This is a genomic window from Streptomyces sp. WI03-4A (genome assembly GCF_033792105.1).
GTDB lineage: Bacteria > Actinomycetota > Actinomycetes > Streptomycetales > Streptomycetaceae > Streptomyces > Streptomyces collinus_A.
On sequence record NZ_JARAUO010000012.1, the window covers coordinates 124,606 to 138,959 of the forward strand.

At 71.8% G+C, this 14,354-nt stretch carries 14 protein-coding genes and 1 tRNA gene; 11 read left to right on the forward strand and 4 right to left on the reverse strand.

Going from position 1 to position 14,354, the window contains the following annotated elements; all coding sequences use genetic code 11:
• The first annotated feature begins 2 nt into the window (after window positions 1–2).
• The 8 genes from PV343_RS15655 (at window position 3) to PV343_RS15690 (ending at window position 8,168) form a co-directional block, all read left to right on the forward strand.
• The gene (locus tag PV343_RS15655; RefSeq protein ID WP_317444844.1) at window positions 3–557 is read left to right on the forward strand and encodes an NADH-quinone oxidoreductase subunit I; all 555 of its coding nucleotides are present in this window, start codon (window positions 3–5) and stop codon (window positions 555–557) included.
• Entirely contained in the window at window positions 554–1,225 is a 672-nt protein-coding gene (locus PV343_RS15660) for an NADH-quinone oxidoreductase subunit J (RefSeq protein ID WP_319147518.1), read from the forward strand. The genes PV343_RS15655 and PV343_RS15660 overlap by 4 nt, the downstream gene beginning before the upstream one ends.
• Window positions 1,225–1,611 (forward strand): NADH-quinone oxidoreductase subunit NuoK, encoded by a 387-nt coding sequence (gene nuoK / locus PV343_RS15665; protein WP_020941605.1) that lies wholly within the window; start codon window positions 1,225–1,227, stop codon window positions 1,609–1,611. The genes PV343_RS15660 and nuoK overlap by 1 nt, the downstream gene beginning before the upstream one ends.
• Window positions 1,608–3,602 carry an NADH-quinone oxidoreductase subunit L gene (locus PV343_RS15670; RefSeq protein WP_319147519.1) on the forward strand — a complete coding sequence of 665 codons (1,995 nt, stop codon included), beginning with the start codon at window positions 1,608–1,610 and terminating at the stop codon, window positions 3,600–3,602. Before nuoK ends, PV343_RS15670 begins: the two co-directional genes overlap by 4 nt.
• Before the next feature lie 6 nt (window positions 3,603–3,608).
• Window positions 3,609–5,183 carry an NADH-quinone oxidoreductase subunit M gene (locus PV343_RS15675; RefSeq protein WP_319147520.1) on the forward strand — a complete coding sequence of 525 codons (1,575 nt, stop codon included), beginning with the start codon at window positions 3,609–3,611 and terminating at the stop codon, window positions 5,181–5,183.
• On the forward strand, window positions 5,180–6,715 hold the full coding sequence (locus PV343_RS15680; RefSeq protein WP_319147521.1) for an NADH-quinone oxidoreductase subunit N: 1,536 nt from the start codon (window positions 5,180–5,182) through the stop codon (window positions 6,713–6,715). The genes PV343_RS15675 and PV343_RS15680 overlap by 4 nt, the downstream gene beginning before the upstream one ends.
• Window positions 6,716–6,915: 200 nt before the next feature.
• Complete coding sequence (gene htpX, locus PV343_RS15685; RefSeq protein WP_319147522.1) at window positions 6,916–7,779, forward strand: zinc metalloprotease HtpX; 864 nt, start codon at window positions 6,916–6,918, stop codon at window positions 7,777–7,779.
• Window positions 7,776–8,168, forward strand: coding sequence for a YccF domain-containing protein (locus tag PV343_RS15690; RefSeq protein WP_319147523.1), 393 nt, complete (start codon window positions 7,776–7,778; stop codon window positions 8,166–8,168). Before htpX ends, PV343_RS15690 begins: the two co-directional genes overlap by 4 nt.
• Window positions 8,169–8,190: 22 nt before the next feature.
• On the opposite strand, the gene PV343_RS15695 is transcribed toward PV343_RS15690, so the two are convergent.
• Window positions 8,191–9,468 (reverse strand): APC family permease, encoded by a 1,278-nt coding sequence (locus PV343_RS15695; RefSeq protein WP_319147524.1) that lies wholly within the window; start codon window positions 9,466–9,468, stop codon window positions 8,191–8,193.
• A gap of 155 nt (window positions 9,469–9,623) precedes the next feature.
• On the opposite strand from PV343_RS15695, the gene PV343_RS15700 reads away from it, so the two are divergent.
• Window positions 9,624–9,890, forward strand: a complete 267-nt coding sequence (locus tag PV343_RS15700; protein ID WP_020941613.1) for a GlsB/YeaQ/YmgE family stress response membrane protein — start codon at window positions 9,624–9,626, stop codon at window positions 9,888–9,890.
• 93 nt (window positions 9,891–9,983) lie between these two features.
• Here PV343_RS15700 and PV343_RS15705 read toward each other — a convergent pair whose 3' ends face one another.
• Window positions 9,984–10,472 carry a YajQ family cyclic di-GMP-binding protein gene (locus PV343_RS15705; protein WP_020941614.1) on the reverse strand — a complete coding sequence of 163 codons (489 nt, stop codon included), beginning with the start codon at window positions 10,470–10,472 and terminating at the stop codon, window positions 9,984–9,986.
• Window positions 10,473–10,696: 224 nt separating this feature from the next.
• Here PV343_RS15705 and PV343_RS15710 point away from each other — a divergent pair.
• Window positions 10,697–10,778, forward strand: a tRNA-Tyr gene (locus PV343_RS15710).
• 222 nt (window positions 10,779–11,000) lie between these two features.
• Window positions 11,001–12,098 carry a PP2C family protein-serine/threonine phosphatase gene (locus tag PV343_RS15715; RefSeq protein ID WP_319147525.1) on the forward strand — a complete coding sequence of 366 codons (1,098 nt, stop codon included), beginning with the start codon at window positions 11,001–11,003 and terminating at the stop codon, window positions 12,096–12,098.
• 160 nt (window positions 12,099–12,258) lie between these two features.
• Here PV343_RS15715 and PV343_RS15720 read toward each other — a convergent pair whose 3' ends face one another.
• Together PV343_RS15720 and PV343_RS15725 are read right to left on the reverse strand one after the other, a co-directional pair.
• On the reverse strand, window positions 12,259–13,029 hold the full coding sequence (locus PV343_RS15720) for a hypothetical protein (RefSeq protein ID WP_319147526.1): 771 nt from the start codon (window positions 13,027–13,029) through the stop codon (window positions 12,259–12,261).
• The gene (locus PV343_RS15725) at window positions 13,026–14,294 is read right to left on the reverse strand and encodes a SigE family RNA polymerase sigma factor (protein WP_319147527.1); all 1,269 of its coding nucleotides are present in this window, start codon (window positions 14,292–14,294) and stop codon (window positions 13,026–13,028) included. Before PV343_RS15725 ends, PV343_RS15720 begins: the two co-directional genes overlap by 4 nt.
• Window positions 14,295–14,354: the final 60 nt, after the last annotated feature.

The following is a 14,354-nucleotide window of genomic DNA, read 5'->3' on the forward strand; positions in this document are numbered from 1 at the left end:
CCATGTCCCCCATCCCCGGCTCCGGCCTCGCCAAGGGCCTGGCCGTCACCCTGCGCACGATGACGAAGAAGACGGTCACCGAGCAGTACCCGGACGTCCTGCCCGAACTGCCGCCCCGCACCCGCGGCGTCATCGGCCTCTTCGAGGAGAACTGCACGGTCTGCATGCTGTGCGCCCGGGAGTGCCCGGACTGGTGCATCTACATCGACTCCCACAAGGAGACCGTCCCGCCCGCCGCCCCCGGCGGACGCGAGCGCAGCCGCAACGTCCTCGACCGGTTCGCCATCGACTTCTCCCTGTGCATGTACTGCGGTATCTGCATCGAGGTCTGCCCCTTCGACGCGCTGTTCTGGTCGCCGGAGTTCGAGTACGCCGAGACCGACATCCGCGAACTCACCCACGAGCGGGACAAGCTCCGCGAGTGGATGTGGACGGTCCCCGCCCCGCCCGCCCTGGACGCCGGCGCGGAGGAACCCAAGGAGATCGCCGCCGCCCGCAAGACCGCCGAGAAGCTGGCGGCCGCGCAGGCCGAGCCGCAGCAGGGCGGTGAGGCATGAGCCCCGCCGCAGCCCGGCACAGCCTCGGCCTCGATCTCGCCTCGGCCCAGCACGGCTTCCTCTCGCCGACCGGCGTCGAGATCGCCTTCCTGCTCGTCGGCCTGGTCACCTTCGGCGCCGCGCTCGTCACGGTCACCACCCGGCAGCTGGTGCACGCCGCGCTGTGGCTGGTGGTCGCGCTCGGCGGCCTCGCCGTCGAGTACCTGCTGCTCACGGCGGAGTTCATCGCCTGGGTGCAGGTCCTCATCTACGTGGGTTCCGTCGTCGTCCTCCTCCTGTTCGGCCTGATGCTCACCCGCGCCCCCATCGGGCGGTCCCCGGACGCGGACTCCGGCAACCGGTGGGCGGCCCTCGCCGTCGCGCTGGCCGCCGCCGTCGCCCTGGTCTGGGTGGTCGTCGACGCGTTCCGCACCACCTGGATCGACCTGGGCGGCCCGGCCGCCGGCACCACCCGCGTCACCGGCGAGAGCCTCTTCCGGAACTGGGTCCTGCCCTTCGAGGCCCTCTCCGTGCTCCTGCTCGCCGCCCTGGTCGGCGCGATCGTCCTGTCCCGCAAGGCGAAGGCGGAGGCCCAGGCGGACCCCGCGAGCGGCGCCGAGGCCGCCGGCGCCCCGGGCACCGCGGACGCACCCGCGGCCCGCCCCGGCGCGAAGGAAGGCGCCCGCTGATGCACCTCGCCTATCCCGCCGTCCTCTCCGCCCTCCTCTTCTGCACCGGCCTGTACGGCGTCCTCGCCCGCCGCAACGCGATCCTGGTCCTGATGTCGGTCGAGCTGATGCTCAACGCCGTCAACCTCAACCTGGTCGCCTTCGACGTCTGGCTCAGCCGGGCCGCCCGGGACACCCTGCACTCCGGTCAGGCGCTGACCCTGTTCACCATCGCCATCGCCGCCGCCGAGATCGGCATCGGCCTGGCCATCGTGCTCGCCGTCCACCGCAACCGCGGCACCTCCGACATCGACCGACTCCGCGACACCGCCGAGGGCCACGGCGACGACACCGACGGCCCCGGCACCGGCACCTCCGCGGCCGAGAAGGCTGAGGCCACCGCGTGACCACGACCACCCTCGCCGTACTCGTCCCCCTTCTGCCGTTCCTGGGCGCCGCCGCCGGACTCCTCCTGGGCCGCACCGCGCCCGGATTCGTCCGCCCGCTCGCCGTACTGCCGGCCCTCGCCGCGCTCGCGCTCGCCGCGACGGTCGCCGCACGCCAGGGCGGCGGCCCGGCCCTCCACGCCCAGACCGAACTGACGCCCACGGGCTCGGTCCCGATCGACCTCGCCCTGGACATCGACGGCTTCGCCGCGCTCGTCGCCGTCCTCGTCGCCTTCGTCGCGACCTGCGTGCAGATCTACTCGACCGGCTACCTGCGCGACGACCCGCGCTACCCCTCCTACGCGGCCCTCGTCTCCCTGTTCACCTCCGCGATGCTCCTCGTCGTCTACTCGGGCGACCTGATCGTGCTGCTGGTCGGCTGGGAGGTCATGGGCATCTGCTCCTACTTCCTGGTCGGCCACTACTGGGAGACCCCCGAGGCCCGCGCCGCCTCCCTCAAGGCCTTCCTCGTCACCAAGCTCGGCGACGTGCCCTTCCTCATCGGCCTGTTCGCGCTGGGCACCGACGCCGGGTCCTTCGACATCCCCCGCGTCCTCGCCACCGTGGCGAGCGGCGGACTCCACCACCCGACCCTGGTCGCCCTGCTGCTGCTCGCGGGCGTGGCCGGCAAGTCGGCACAGTTCCCGCTGCACACCTGGCTCCCCGACGCGATGGCGGGCCCGACCCCCGTCTCGGCGCTGATCCACGCCGCGACGATGGTCGCCGCCGGTGTCTACTTCGTCGCCCGCCTCCTCCCGGTGTTCGAGGCCTCCCAGGCCGCGATGGTGGTCCTCGCCGTGATGGCCGCCGTGACCATGACCGGCTCGGGCCTGGCCGCCCTGGCCCAGGACGACATCAAACGCGTCCTCGCCTACTCGACCATCGGCCAGCTCGGCTACATGACCGGCGCCCTCGCCGTCGGCGAACGCGGCGCCGCCGTCTTCCACCTCCTGTCCCACGGCGCCTTCAAGGCGCTGCTGTTCCTCGCCGCCGGCGTGATCATCCACGCCGCCGGCACCAACTCGCTGGCCGCCATGTCCCGCATGAGCCATCTGCGCGACCGCGTCCCGGACGCCTACTGGACGATGACCGTGGCGCTCCTCGCGCTCGCCGCGATCCCTCCCTTCAGCGGCTTCTTCTCCAAGGAGTCCGTCCTCGGCGCCGCCGAGCACGTGGCCGCCGGGCACACCGCCCACGCCCCCGGCGCCGCCGGCTGGCTCGTCCTGGTCGCCGGCCTGCTCACCGCCCTGCTGACGGCCGCCTACGCCACCCGCCTGTGGCTGCTGGCCTTCCACGGCCGAGGCGCCGAGGCACCCGACCACGGTCGCCAGCCGCTGACCATGACCGTGGTGCTGTGGGTCCTGGCCGTGCCCTCCCTCGCCTTCGGCGGGCTCGCCTACCGCTCGCTGCCCGGCTGGTTCGACGGCCACGACCTGACCCCGACCCTCACCACCTCGATCCTCGGCACCGGCCTCGCCGTGGTCGGCGGGCTCGTCACCTACGGCGTCTGGCAGCGCACCAGCCCGCTCGCCGCCCGGGTCCCGCTGGGCGCGGTCGCCGCCCACCCCGAGGGCGACGCCGGGCTGGTCGAGGCGGAGGCCATCGCCACCCACGAACCCGCCTACGGCGACATCGCCTACGCACCCGACCCGGCCGACCCCGGCCGGCTGCTGCTCGGCCCGCTGCACCGGCACGCGGCCGCCGGCTTCCACCTGGACGCCGTGTACTCGGCACTGTTCGTCCGCCCGGTCCGGGCCGCGGCGAGCCTCGTCCAGTTCCTCGACCGCGAGGTCGTCGACACCTACGTGCGCGGTGCGGCCGCCCTGCCCCGACTGCTCGGGGCCGCCGTACGCCGTGCGCAGACCGGCAATGTGCAGACCTATGTGAGCGCGCTGCTCGCCGGCACCGTCGTCCTGGCGGTCGCCGTCCTCCTCGTCGCCACGGGAGCGTGAGCAGGCGTGATCGATATCAGCGAGTCCGTGATGCAGTTCCTTCTGGCGTTCGTCGTCGTCGGCCCGCTCCTCGGCGCCGTCGCCGCCCTCCTGCCCGCCCCGCCCGGGCTGAAGGGGAAGTCACCCGCGCAGGCCGTGCTCCGGCACGGCGTGACCGTCACCGGCGTGATCCTCGCCGCCGCGATCGTCCTCGCGCTCGGCTTCGACCACGACCATCCGTCGAAGATGCAGGCCACGACCGACATCAGCTGGATCCCCGCACTCGACGTGCGGATCCACCTCGGCATCGACGGCATCTCCCTCCCCCTTCTGGTCCTGACCGCGCTGCTGACCTTCCTCTGCGCGCTCTACTCCTACTTCAAGCCGCCCAAGGGCCCGTCCCCGAAGGCCTTCGTCGCGCTGCTGCTCCTGCTCGAGACCGGCACCCTCGCCACCTTCGCCGTCCTCGACCTGCTGCTGTTCTTCCTCGCCTTCGAGACCGTGCTCATCCCCATGTACTTCCTCATCGCCCGCTGGGGCGGCGAGGGCAGGACCCGGGCCGCGTGGAAGTTCATCCTGTTCACGCTGCTCGGCTCCGTCGTCATGCTGCTCGGCCTGCTCCTGATCGGAATCAAGGCGGGCACGTTCGACATGGTGGCACTCGCCACTGACAACGGCCGGTCGCTGACCACATCCGTGCAGGTCATCGCCGTTCTGGCGATCGGTCTCGGGCTCGCGGTCAAGACGCCGATGTGGCCGCTGCACAGCTGGCTGCCCGACGCCCACACCGCCGCCCCGACCGTCGGCTCCGTGCTGCTCGCCGGCGTCCTGCTGAAGATGGGCACGTACGGGTTCGTCCGCATCCTGCTGCCCGTCGCGCCGGACGGCTTCCACACCTTCGCCCCCTACCTCGCCGCGTTCGCCGTCGTAGGGATCATCTACGGCTCCCTGGCCTGCCTGGCCCTGGCCAAGCGGGGCGCCAAGGGCGACCTCAAGCGGCTCATCGCCTACTCCTCCGTCGGTCACATGGGCTTCGTCCTGCTGGGCATCGCCACCATGACCCCGACCGGTGTGAACGGCGCCCTGTTCGCGAACATCGCCCACGGCCTCATCACCGGCCTGCTGTTCTTCCTGGTCGGCGCGCTCAAGGACCGTACGGGCAGCACCGACCTCGACACCCTCGCCGAGGAGACCGGCGCCGCCCTCTACGGCAAGGCCCCACGTCTCGGCGGACTGCTCGCCTTCGCCGCCGTCGCCTCCCTCGGCCTGCCCGGACTCGCCGGGTTCTGGGGCGAGATGCTCTCCCTGTTCGGCGCGTTCGAGCCCGGGGCCGGCCTCAGCCGCCCCGCGTTCCTCACCTTCATGGCGATCGGCGCCTTCGGCACCCTGCTGACCGCCGCGTACATGCTCGTCGTGGTCCGCCGGGTCTGCATGGGCGACGTGCCGCAGGAAGCCCCCCGCCTCGCCGACGTGCACGGCTACGAGTTCGCGGCCTGGACCCCGCTCGTCACCCTCACCGTCCTCGCCGGACTGTGGCCGAGGGCGCTGCTCGGCCTGACCGACCCGGCCGTGCAGCAGCTCCTCGCAGGAGGCACCCGATGAGCGTCCTGGCCCAGCCCCTGGCCGAGTCCGCGGTCCCGTCGGCGGTCCAGTCCGTCGACTGGCTCGCGATCGCGCCCCCCACCGTCACCGCCCTGGTCGGCCTCGCGGTGCTGGTCGCCGACCTGTTCGTGCCCGCGGCGCGCAAGCCGCTGCTCGGCTGGGTATCCGTCGCCGGCCTGGCCGTCGCCGCGCTGACCCTGCTGCCGCTCCTGGACGGCGACCGCAGCACCTTCTGCCTGCCCGGGAACGCGCGCGTGTGCAGCTACACCGCCGACCACTTCACGCTCGTCATCCAGTTCCTCGTCCTCGGCGGCGCCCTGCTCGCGGCCCTGCTGTCGGTCACGAACGTCCAGGACGAGCACCGGCGCGTCCCGGCGGGGGAGTTCTGGTTCCTGCTGCTCTCCTCCGCGGCCGGCGCCGCCCTGCTGCCCGCCTCCCGCGACCTGGCCACCCTGATCGTCGCCCTGGAGGTCGCCTCCCTGCCCGCCTTCGCCCTCGTCGGCATCCGGCACGGCGACAAGCGGTCCGCCGAGGCGGCCCTGAAGTTCTTCCTGTCCTCGGTCACCGCCACCGCGGTCAGCCTCATGGGCGTCAGCTTCGTCTACGCCTCCACCGGCACCCTCTACCTCACCCAGGTCGCCCAGCGGATCCAGCACGTCGACGGACAGCTCCACACCCTCGCCCAGACCGGCGTCGTCCTCACCCTCGTCGGCTTCGCCTTCAAGACGGCCGCCGTCCCCTTCCACTTCTGGGTGCCCGACACCTACGTGGGCGCGCCGCTGCCCATCGCCGCCTACCTGTCGGTCGTCGGCAAGGCGGTCGGCTTCTCCGGCCTGATCCTCGTCACCGTCCTCGCCTTCCCGTCGTACGCCGACGTCTGGGGGCCCGCGCTCGCCGCCCTGGCCGCCCTGACCATGACCGTCGGCAACGTCGGCGCCCTGCGCCAGCAGGCCACGCGCGCGTACAGCGCCGTACGGCTGCTCGCCTGGTCCTCCGTCGGCCAGGCCGGCTACCTGCTGGTGCCCATCGCCGCCGCCGGGTACGTCAGGGACGGCCAGAAGGCGATCGGGTCCACGGTCGCCTACGCCCTCATGTACGCCGCCGTGAACCTCGGCGCGTTCGCCGTGGCCGCCGTGGTCGGCCGGTCGAAGTCCCTCAACCGGATCAGCGACTACCGCGGCCTGTACGCCACCAACCCCGTCACGGCGCTGCTGCTGGCCTTCTTCCTGCTGTGCCTCGCCGGACTGCCGCCGGGCGTCATCGGCCTGTTCGCCAAGGTCACCGTGTTCTCCACGGCCGTCGACGCGGGTCTGGGCTGGCTCGCCGTGGTCATGGCCGTCAACGTCGTGATCGCCCTCTTCTACTACCTGCAGTGGGCGGCCCTGCTCTTCCGCGCCCCCGAGGGCGAACCCGCACGCCACCCGGTCCCCGCGCCCCTCACCGCGGCCCTCGCCCTCACCGGCGTCCTCGGCGTGGCCCTGTCCGGCGTGCCCCAGCTGGTCCTGCGCTTCGCCGCCACCGGACTGTTCTGAGGACTTGTCACACGCGCGTGGGGCACCCGTGGCCCCCACGCGCGCACAGCCGTACGAGCACGTACGAGCACGTCACCCTTACGGCCGACGCGTGCCCACGCACGCACCAGGGAACTCGCGCCCGCCGCCTGGCGTTGACCAGAGCAGGAGGGTCCACTGGACCAAAGGGTTCCCCCGCTGCACGACTTGGAGGGCGTACCGTGCACCGCCGGCACAACGGGCTCAGGACCGCAGTACTCCTCGGGGGACTGTCCGCGCTCATCATCGTCATCGGCAGCTTCTTCGGCCGGACGGGACTGATCGTGGCGGTCCTGATCGCGCTGGGCACGAACGCGTACGCGTACTGGAACAGCGACAAGCTGGCGCTGCGCGCGATGCGCGCCCGCCCGGTCAGCGAGTTCGAGGCCCCCGCGCTGTACCGGATGGTCCGTGAGCTGTCCACGCAGGCCCGCCAGCCCATGCCCCGCCTGTACATCTCCCCGACCGAGGCGCCCAACGCGTTCGCCACCGGCCGCAACCCGCGCAACGCGGCCGTGTGCTGCACCGAGGGCATCCTGCGCCTGCTCGACGAGCGCGAGCTGCGCGGGGTCATCGGCCACGAGCTGAGCCACGTCTACAACCGCGACATCCTGATCTCCTCGGTGGCCGGCGCCCTCGCCTCGGTGATCATGTTCCTGGTCAACTTCGCCTGGCTGATCCCCATCGGCCGGTCGGACGACGACGACGGCCCCGGACTGCTCGGCATGTTGCTGATCATGATCCTGGGCCCGCTCGCCGCCAGCCTCATCCAGCTCGCCATCAGCCGCTCCCGGGAGTACGAGGCCGACGCCTCGGGCGCCCAGCTCACCGGCGACCCGCTGGCCCTCGCCGGCGCCCTGCGCAAGCTGGAGGTCGGCACCCAGCAGCTCCCGCTGCCCCCCGAGCCGCGGATCGAGACCGCGAGCCACATGATGATCGCGAATCCGTTCCGCGCCGGTCAGGGACTGACGAAGATGTTCTCCACGCACCCGCCGATGGCGGACCGCATCGCCCGGCTCGAGAAGATGGCAGGTCGACACCAGTGAAGATCATCCTGAACATCATCTGGCTCGTCCTGAGCGGCTTCTGGCTGTTCCTCGCCTACCTGCTCGCGGGCGTCCTGCTGTGCGTCACGATCATCGGCATCCCGTTCGGGATCGCCTCCTTCCGCATCGGCGTCTACGCCCTGTGGCCCTTCGGGTACACCACGGTCGAGCGCCGGGACGCGGGCGCGCCCTCCTGCGTCGGCAACGTGCTCTGGCTGGTCCTCGCCGGCTGGTGGCTGGCCCTCGCCCACATCACCACCGGCATCGCCCTGTGCCTGACGATCATCGGCATCCCCTTCGGCATCGCCAACTTCAAGCTGATCCCGGTCTCCCTGCTGCCCCTGGGCCGCGAGATCGTCAGCACGGACGAGCCGTTCGCGGCCCGCTGAGTAACCGCCCCTGGGCGCCGACCTACCGCCCCCGGGCCCGGCCGGAGCCGTCGGCGCCCCGCCCCGCCCACCGGCGCCGTACGCCGTAGGCCACCACACCCACGACCAGCACCGCGGCCCCCACGGCGACCGAGACCAACGGAAGCGCGAACGCCAGCGTGGCGCACCCCAGCAGCCCCACCGCCGGCACCACCCGTGACCGGACGGCGGGGCTCAGCGTCCAGGCGGAGGCGTTGGCCACGGCGTAATAGGCCAGGACGCCGAACGAGGAGAAGCCGATCGCGCCGCGCACGTCCACCGTCGCGGCCAGCACGGCGACCACCGCGCCGACGGCCGGCTCCGCCCGGTGCGGGATCCGGTACCGCGGATGCACGGCGGCCAGCGCCCCCGGCAGATGGCGGTCGCGGGCCATGGCGAGCGTCGTGCGGGACACACCGAGAATCAGCGCGAGCAGCGACCCGAGCGCCGCCACCGCGGCCCCCACCCGCACCACGGGCACCAGACCGGGCGCCCCGGCCGCCCGCACCGCGTCGGCCAGCGGCGCCGTGGCGTCCCCCAGCCGGCCGGGGCCGAGCACGCTCAGCACGGCCACGGCGACGGCCGCGTAGACCACCAGGGTGATCCCGAGGGCCACCGGGACGGCCCGGGGGATGGTGCGCGCGGGATCGCGGACCTCCTCGCCCAGGGTCGCGATCCGGGCGTACCCGGCGAACGCGAAGAACAGCAGCCCCGCCGCCTGGAGCACACCGCCCGCACCGGACGGCACCCCGATCCCGAGCCGCCCCGCACCGGCCGCCGGCGAGGTCAGGCACGCCACCACCACGGCGGCGAGAACGGCGAGCACGAAGGCCACGATCACCCGGTTCAGCCAGGCGGACTTCTGGATGCCGCCGTAGTTCACGGCGGTCAGGACCACCACGGCCGCCACCGCCGCCGCGTGCGCCTGCCCCGGCCAGACGTACGCCCCCACGGTGAGCGCCATGGCCGCGCAGGAGGCCGTCTTGCCGACGACGAAGGCCCAGCCGGCGAGGTAGCCCCAGAACGGGCCCAGCCGCTCCCTGCCGTACACGTACGTCCCGCCGGACGCCGGATACAGGGCGGCCAGGCGGGCCGAGGACATGGCGTTGCAGTAGGCCACCACGGCCGCGACGGCCAGCCCGAGCAGCAGACCCGGCCCTGCGGCGCGCGCGGCCGGGCCGAGGGCGGAGAAGACGCCGGCGCCGATCATCGAACCGAGACCGACGAGGACGGCGTCCCGCAGCCCCAGGGTGCGCCGCAGCTCGGTGCCGGAGATGGTCATGGGCCGCACCCTACTGAGGCGCGCAACCGTGCGAGGGACCGGTGACGTCCTCTTCCCCGACACAGCATGAACACGCGCGCGCCGGACAGCCGATCCTCACCGGATTCTCAGAGGCCGGACAGTACGGGGACAGCGCGGGAGGGCAGGTTCAGGGCATGAGCATCATCGGTTGGATCATCCTGGGGCTTCTGGCCGGAGCCATCGCCAAGCTTCTGCTCCCGGGCCGCGACCCGGGCGGATTCATCGGTACGACCCTCATCGGCGTCGCGGGCGCGTTCATCGGCGGCTGGATCTCGGCCCGCTGGCTGGACCACCCGGTCAGCAAGCACTTCTACGACGGCGCGACCTGGGCCGCCGCGATCGGCGGCTCCCTCGTCCTGCTGATCCTGTACCGGATCCTGTTCGGCAACTCGCGCGACTGAGGCGGGGTGCCCGGTTGCGGGCGGACGTGACGGAGGGGGCGGGCACCACCGGGTGCCCGCCCCCTCCGTCACGTCACCTGTCGCCCACCGGTCCTACCGGTAGTTCACGAACTGCAGCGCGAAGTCGAAGTCCTTGCCCTTCAGCAGGGCGATCACGGTCTGGAGGTCGTCGCGGCTCTTGGAGCTGACACGCAGCTCCTCGCCCTGGACCTGGGCCTTGACGCCCTTGGGGCCCTCGTCACGGATGATCTTCGCCACCTTCTTGGCGTTCTCCTGCGAGATGCCCTCCTCGATGGAGGCGAAGATCTTGTACTCCTTGCCGGACAGCTGCGGCTCGCCGGCGTCCAGCGCCTTGAGCGAGATGCCGCGCTTGATCAGCTTGGACTGGAAGACATCGAGGACGGCGTTGACCCGGTCCTCGGAGTTGGCCTCCATCAGGATCTTCTCGCCGGACCACGAGATCGAGGCGCCCACACCCTTGAAGTCGTAGCGCTGCGAGATCTCCTTGGCGGCCTGGTTGAGGGCGTTGTCGACCTCCTGCCGCTCGACCTTCGAGACGATGTCGAAACTGGAGTCGGCCATGTCCTGTGGCTCCTTGTATCGGGGTGCGTATCGGGTGCGTACCGGCGTTCGCGGCGGCGGCCGCCGGGCCCGGCGGGGAGCCGGTCGCATCCGCCCCAGCCTAGCCACCCCGCGACCCGCCGGGTGCAGATCAATCGGGTGGCGAAGCACCCCTCTGCATCGGGTATTGTTTACGTCGTTGCCACGGAGCACCGCCGAAAAGCGGTTCGAACGGCAGCATCCCAGGCGGTGTGCCCGAGCGGCCAAAGGGAGCAGACTGTAAATCTGCCGGCTCAGCCTTCCCAGGTTCGAATCCTGGCGCCGCCACACGACCGAAAGGGTCTGTGACCAGCAGCAATGCTGATCACAGGCCCTTTCGTCGTTGACGGGCCCAAGGTGGGAATGGGCCCCGCCGGCTTTCGGCGGTCCGGGCTGTCGGCCGGGGTGGAGCCGTGGCTTCCGGCGAGGCAGGCTTGGTGCATGAAGTCGCTCTTGCGCTCACCCGCGTGGCCTGGAGCAGGCGGTCATCACCGGGTCCTCTTCACGCTGATGCAGTGTGTGCCCTTCGCCATCGCGCTGGCCGTGCTGGTCATCGAGCTCACGCCTGCGCACTTCATCTACACAGGCCCCTTCCTTACCGCGGTCCCGGCCCTGGCCGCAGTGACGTTGGGGCCCAAGGGCACCACCGCGGCGGCGGCCCTCGCACTGGCGATCAGTGCGACCACCGCAACCCGCAACGAGGCATGGGGCACCCCGCAGGTCTACAGCAACTTCCTGGCTCTGGCTCTGGTCTCCGTGGCCGGGTTCATCACCAGCCGCGCCATGCAGGAGCGCAGGCAGAGAGAGCTCGACCGGGTCCGCCGCATCGCGGTGGCGGCCCAGGAGGTCGTGTTGCGGGCCGTGCCCGCAAGCCTGGGCCCGCTGCGGGCCGGCAGCCTATGTCTTGCGGCCGGGACCGGGGCACGAGTGGGCGGTGATCTCTACGAGGCCGTGCAGACCCGCTACGGCGTTCGGCTGATCGTCGGGGACGTGCGGGGCAAGGGACTGTCCGCGGTGCGAGCCGTCGCGGTGGCGCTGGGCGCGTTCCGGGAAGCCGTGCACTATGAGGAGGACCTGATGGAGGTCATGAACCGCTGTGCGGCTGCCCTGCGACGGGAGATATCCCTGCCCGACGCGTATGGGCCGGAGGTTCTGCTGGAAGGGTTCACCACGGCCCTCATCGCGCAGGTGCCGGACCAGCCCATCGTGCAGCTGGTCAACCGTGGACATCCACCACCAATGCTGCTGCACCAGGGCAGGGCTGCACCCCTGACGCCGAGCTTGGAGTCGCCGCCGCTCGGCCTCGAAGACCTCATCGACGGCCTCCCCGAGAAGCCGGAGAGCTATGAGTTCCTCCCCGGTGACCGTCTGCTGTTGTACACCGACGGTGTGATCGAGGCGCGCAACCGCGAGGGCGAATTCTTCGCCCTGCCGGAGGTCATGGAGGGGATAGGCGCCGGCCCCACCCCGCCGGAATTCCTGGAGCGACTGCACCAGGCGTTGACCCGCCACACCGGCGGGGACCTGGCCGACGACGTGGCGATGGTCGTCGCCGACCGGTGCAACGGCCTGCCACGGACACCTGCCGGAGGGGCAGACGCGGGGTGACCGTCGTTCTCGGCACGAAGGTGCGGCTCAGGGGCTGTCCTCTGCACGGACTGCAGATCTGCCGGCTCAGCCTTCCCAGGTGCCCGACTGGTTCATGGCGGACGTCGAGCGGCGGTACCAGGAGATCCGCAAGCGCCGTTGACGTGTGCGGCGGCGGTGGTCAGCGCCAGTCGGTGTCGTGGGTGAGTCGGTGGTCGCCGGTGTCGTACTGGTCGACGGCGGTGATGGTCTGTCCGTTGGGGACGGGTGCGGCCCACGCGCGGTAGGTGGTGCCTGGGACCGTGACGGTGGTGGCTTTGACGTGGGTGCCGTCGGCGAGGGTGACGATGCCGTAGGCGACCTCGGCCTCGGGGGTGGAGACCATGAGGCGGGTGCCGTTGACGCCCTTGTCGTGCAGGCCCCACAGGCCCATTCCGCCTGAGGCTCCGGGGTCCTGGGTGCCGGTGACGGTTTGGCAGTCGGACCAGGGGCCGCCCTGGTGGTCGATGCGGACGCCGCCGATGTACATGCGCTGACAGAGCAGGGATGTCCCCTGTGGCGTGGTTCCGTCGGGGAGTTTCGGCGCGGTGTACCCCTTGGGCAGGGTGCGGTGGAACTCCAGTGTCACCGACCAACGGTGCCCGTCCGCCGTTCCCTCGGCGACCCGGGTACTGACCGTGTGGGGGGCCGGGTTGACGGGTGAGCTTGCGACGGGTGCGGGGCGGTGCGCAGGGGCGACGGTACCGGGCGGTGGCCTCAGGAACGCGGCCGTCAGGCCGATGCCGAGGACGCAGGCGGCGCTCGCCACGGCAGCCGCGGCACGACGGCGTTTTCTGCGGGTGCGCGCGGTGGTCAGGATCCGGTGGACGGGGGCCTGGGACGCGGGGTAGGTCTCGCGTGACCGGGCGAAGGCGGCGCGCGCCCACTCTTCTTGGCCGTGGTCAGGAGTCATCGTGCCTCTGCGGGGCGGCTGGGCGGGTGGTTGGAGACAAGGGTCGGCCGGTTGCGCAGTTTGGCCAGAGCCCGGGACGCCTGGCTCTTCACGGTGCCGACCGAGCAGCCGAGGATGTCCGCCACTTCCTCGGCGGACAGGTCCTCGCAGTAGCGCAGCACCACGACCGCCCGCTGCCGCTCGGGCAGGTCGGCGAGCTCACGAGCCAGGGTGTCGTACACGTCCACGCCTTCGACACCGGCCCCGTCGTCGTGGACGGGGCCGGTGTCGGGCAGCGCCGGGAGAAGGAGGTGGGTGATCCTGCGGCGGCGGTGCCGGCTGCGGTTGGTGTTGACCAGTGCGCGGCGAACGTAGTGTTCGGCACGCTCCGGGTCCAGCCGCCGCCAGTGCGGGTACACCTTCGCCAGCGTCGTCTGCACCAGGTCTTCCGCCTCGTGGAAGTCGCCGGTGAGCAGGTACGCGGTGTGGGTCAGGGCCCGCCAGCGGGCGGCGACGAACCGGGTGAACTCCGCGTCCGGTCCGCTGTCCGCGGCCCTGCGGTCACTTGGCTGCACAGCAGGAGGTGCCCGTCCTTCGTCTGGCCGGTCAGCGCCAGTAGGTGTCGTGGGTGAGTCGGTTGGCGTGGGTGTCGTACTGGTCGACGGTGGTGATGGTCTTCCGCCGGGGAGGGGGGCGGCCCAGGCGCGGTAGGTCGTGCCGGGGACCTTGACGGTGGTGGCCCTGACGTGGGTCCCGTCGGAGAGGGACACCACGCCGTAGGCGACCTCGGTCTCGGGGGTGGAGACCATGAGGCGGGTGCCGTTGACGCCCTTGTCGTGCAGGCCCCACAGGCCCATTCCGCCTGAGGCTCCGGGGTCCTGGGTGCCGGTGACGGTTTGGCAGTCGGACCAGGGGCCGCCCTGGTGGTCGATGCGGACACCGCCGATGTACATGCGCTGGCACAGCAGGGACGTGCCCTGCGTCGTGGTTCCGTCGGGGAGTTTCGGCGGGGTGTAGCCCTTGGGCAGGGTGGGGTGGAACTCCAGCGCCACCGACCAACGGTGCCCGTCCACCCGGCCCCCGCCGATCACCTGCGTGACCACCTGCGGCTCCTGCCGGTGAGCGGGAGCGGACCGCTTGGCGGCGACGGACGCGGGCGCGGACGCCCGGTGGTGGGCGGCCTGGCCCGGCGCCGCCTCGCTCGCGGAGGCGCCGAACGAGACGCCTCCGAGCGCGGCGAGCGCGGTGGCCGCCATGGCTGCCTTCCTGGCAAAACTGAGAGCCACGGAGCGTTTTCTCCTTCAGAGCTGCCGCCCGGCGCCACGCCGGGCGGTCGTCGACGGCCG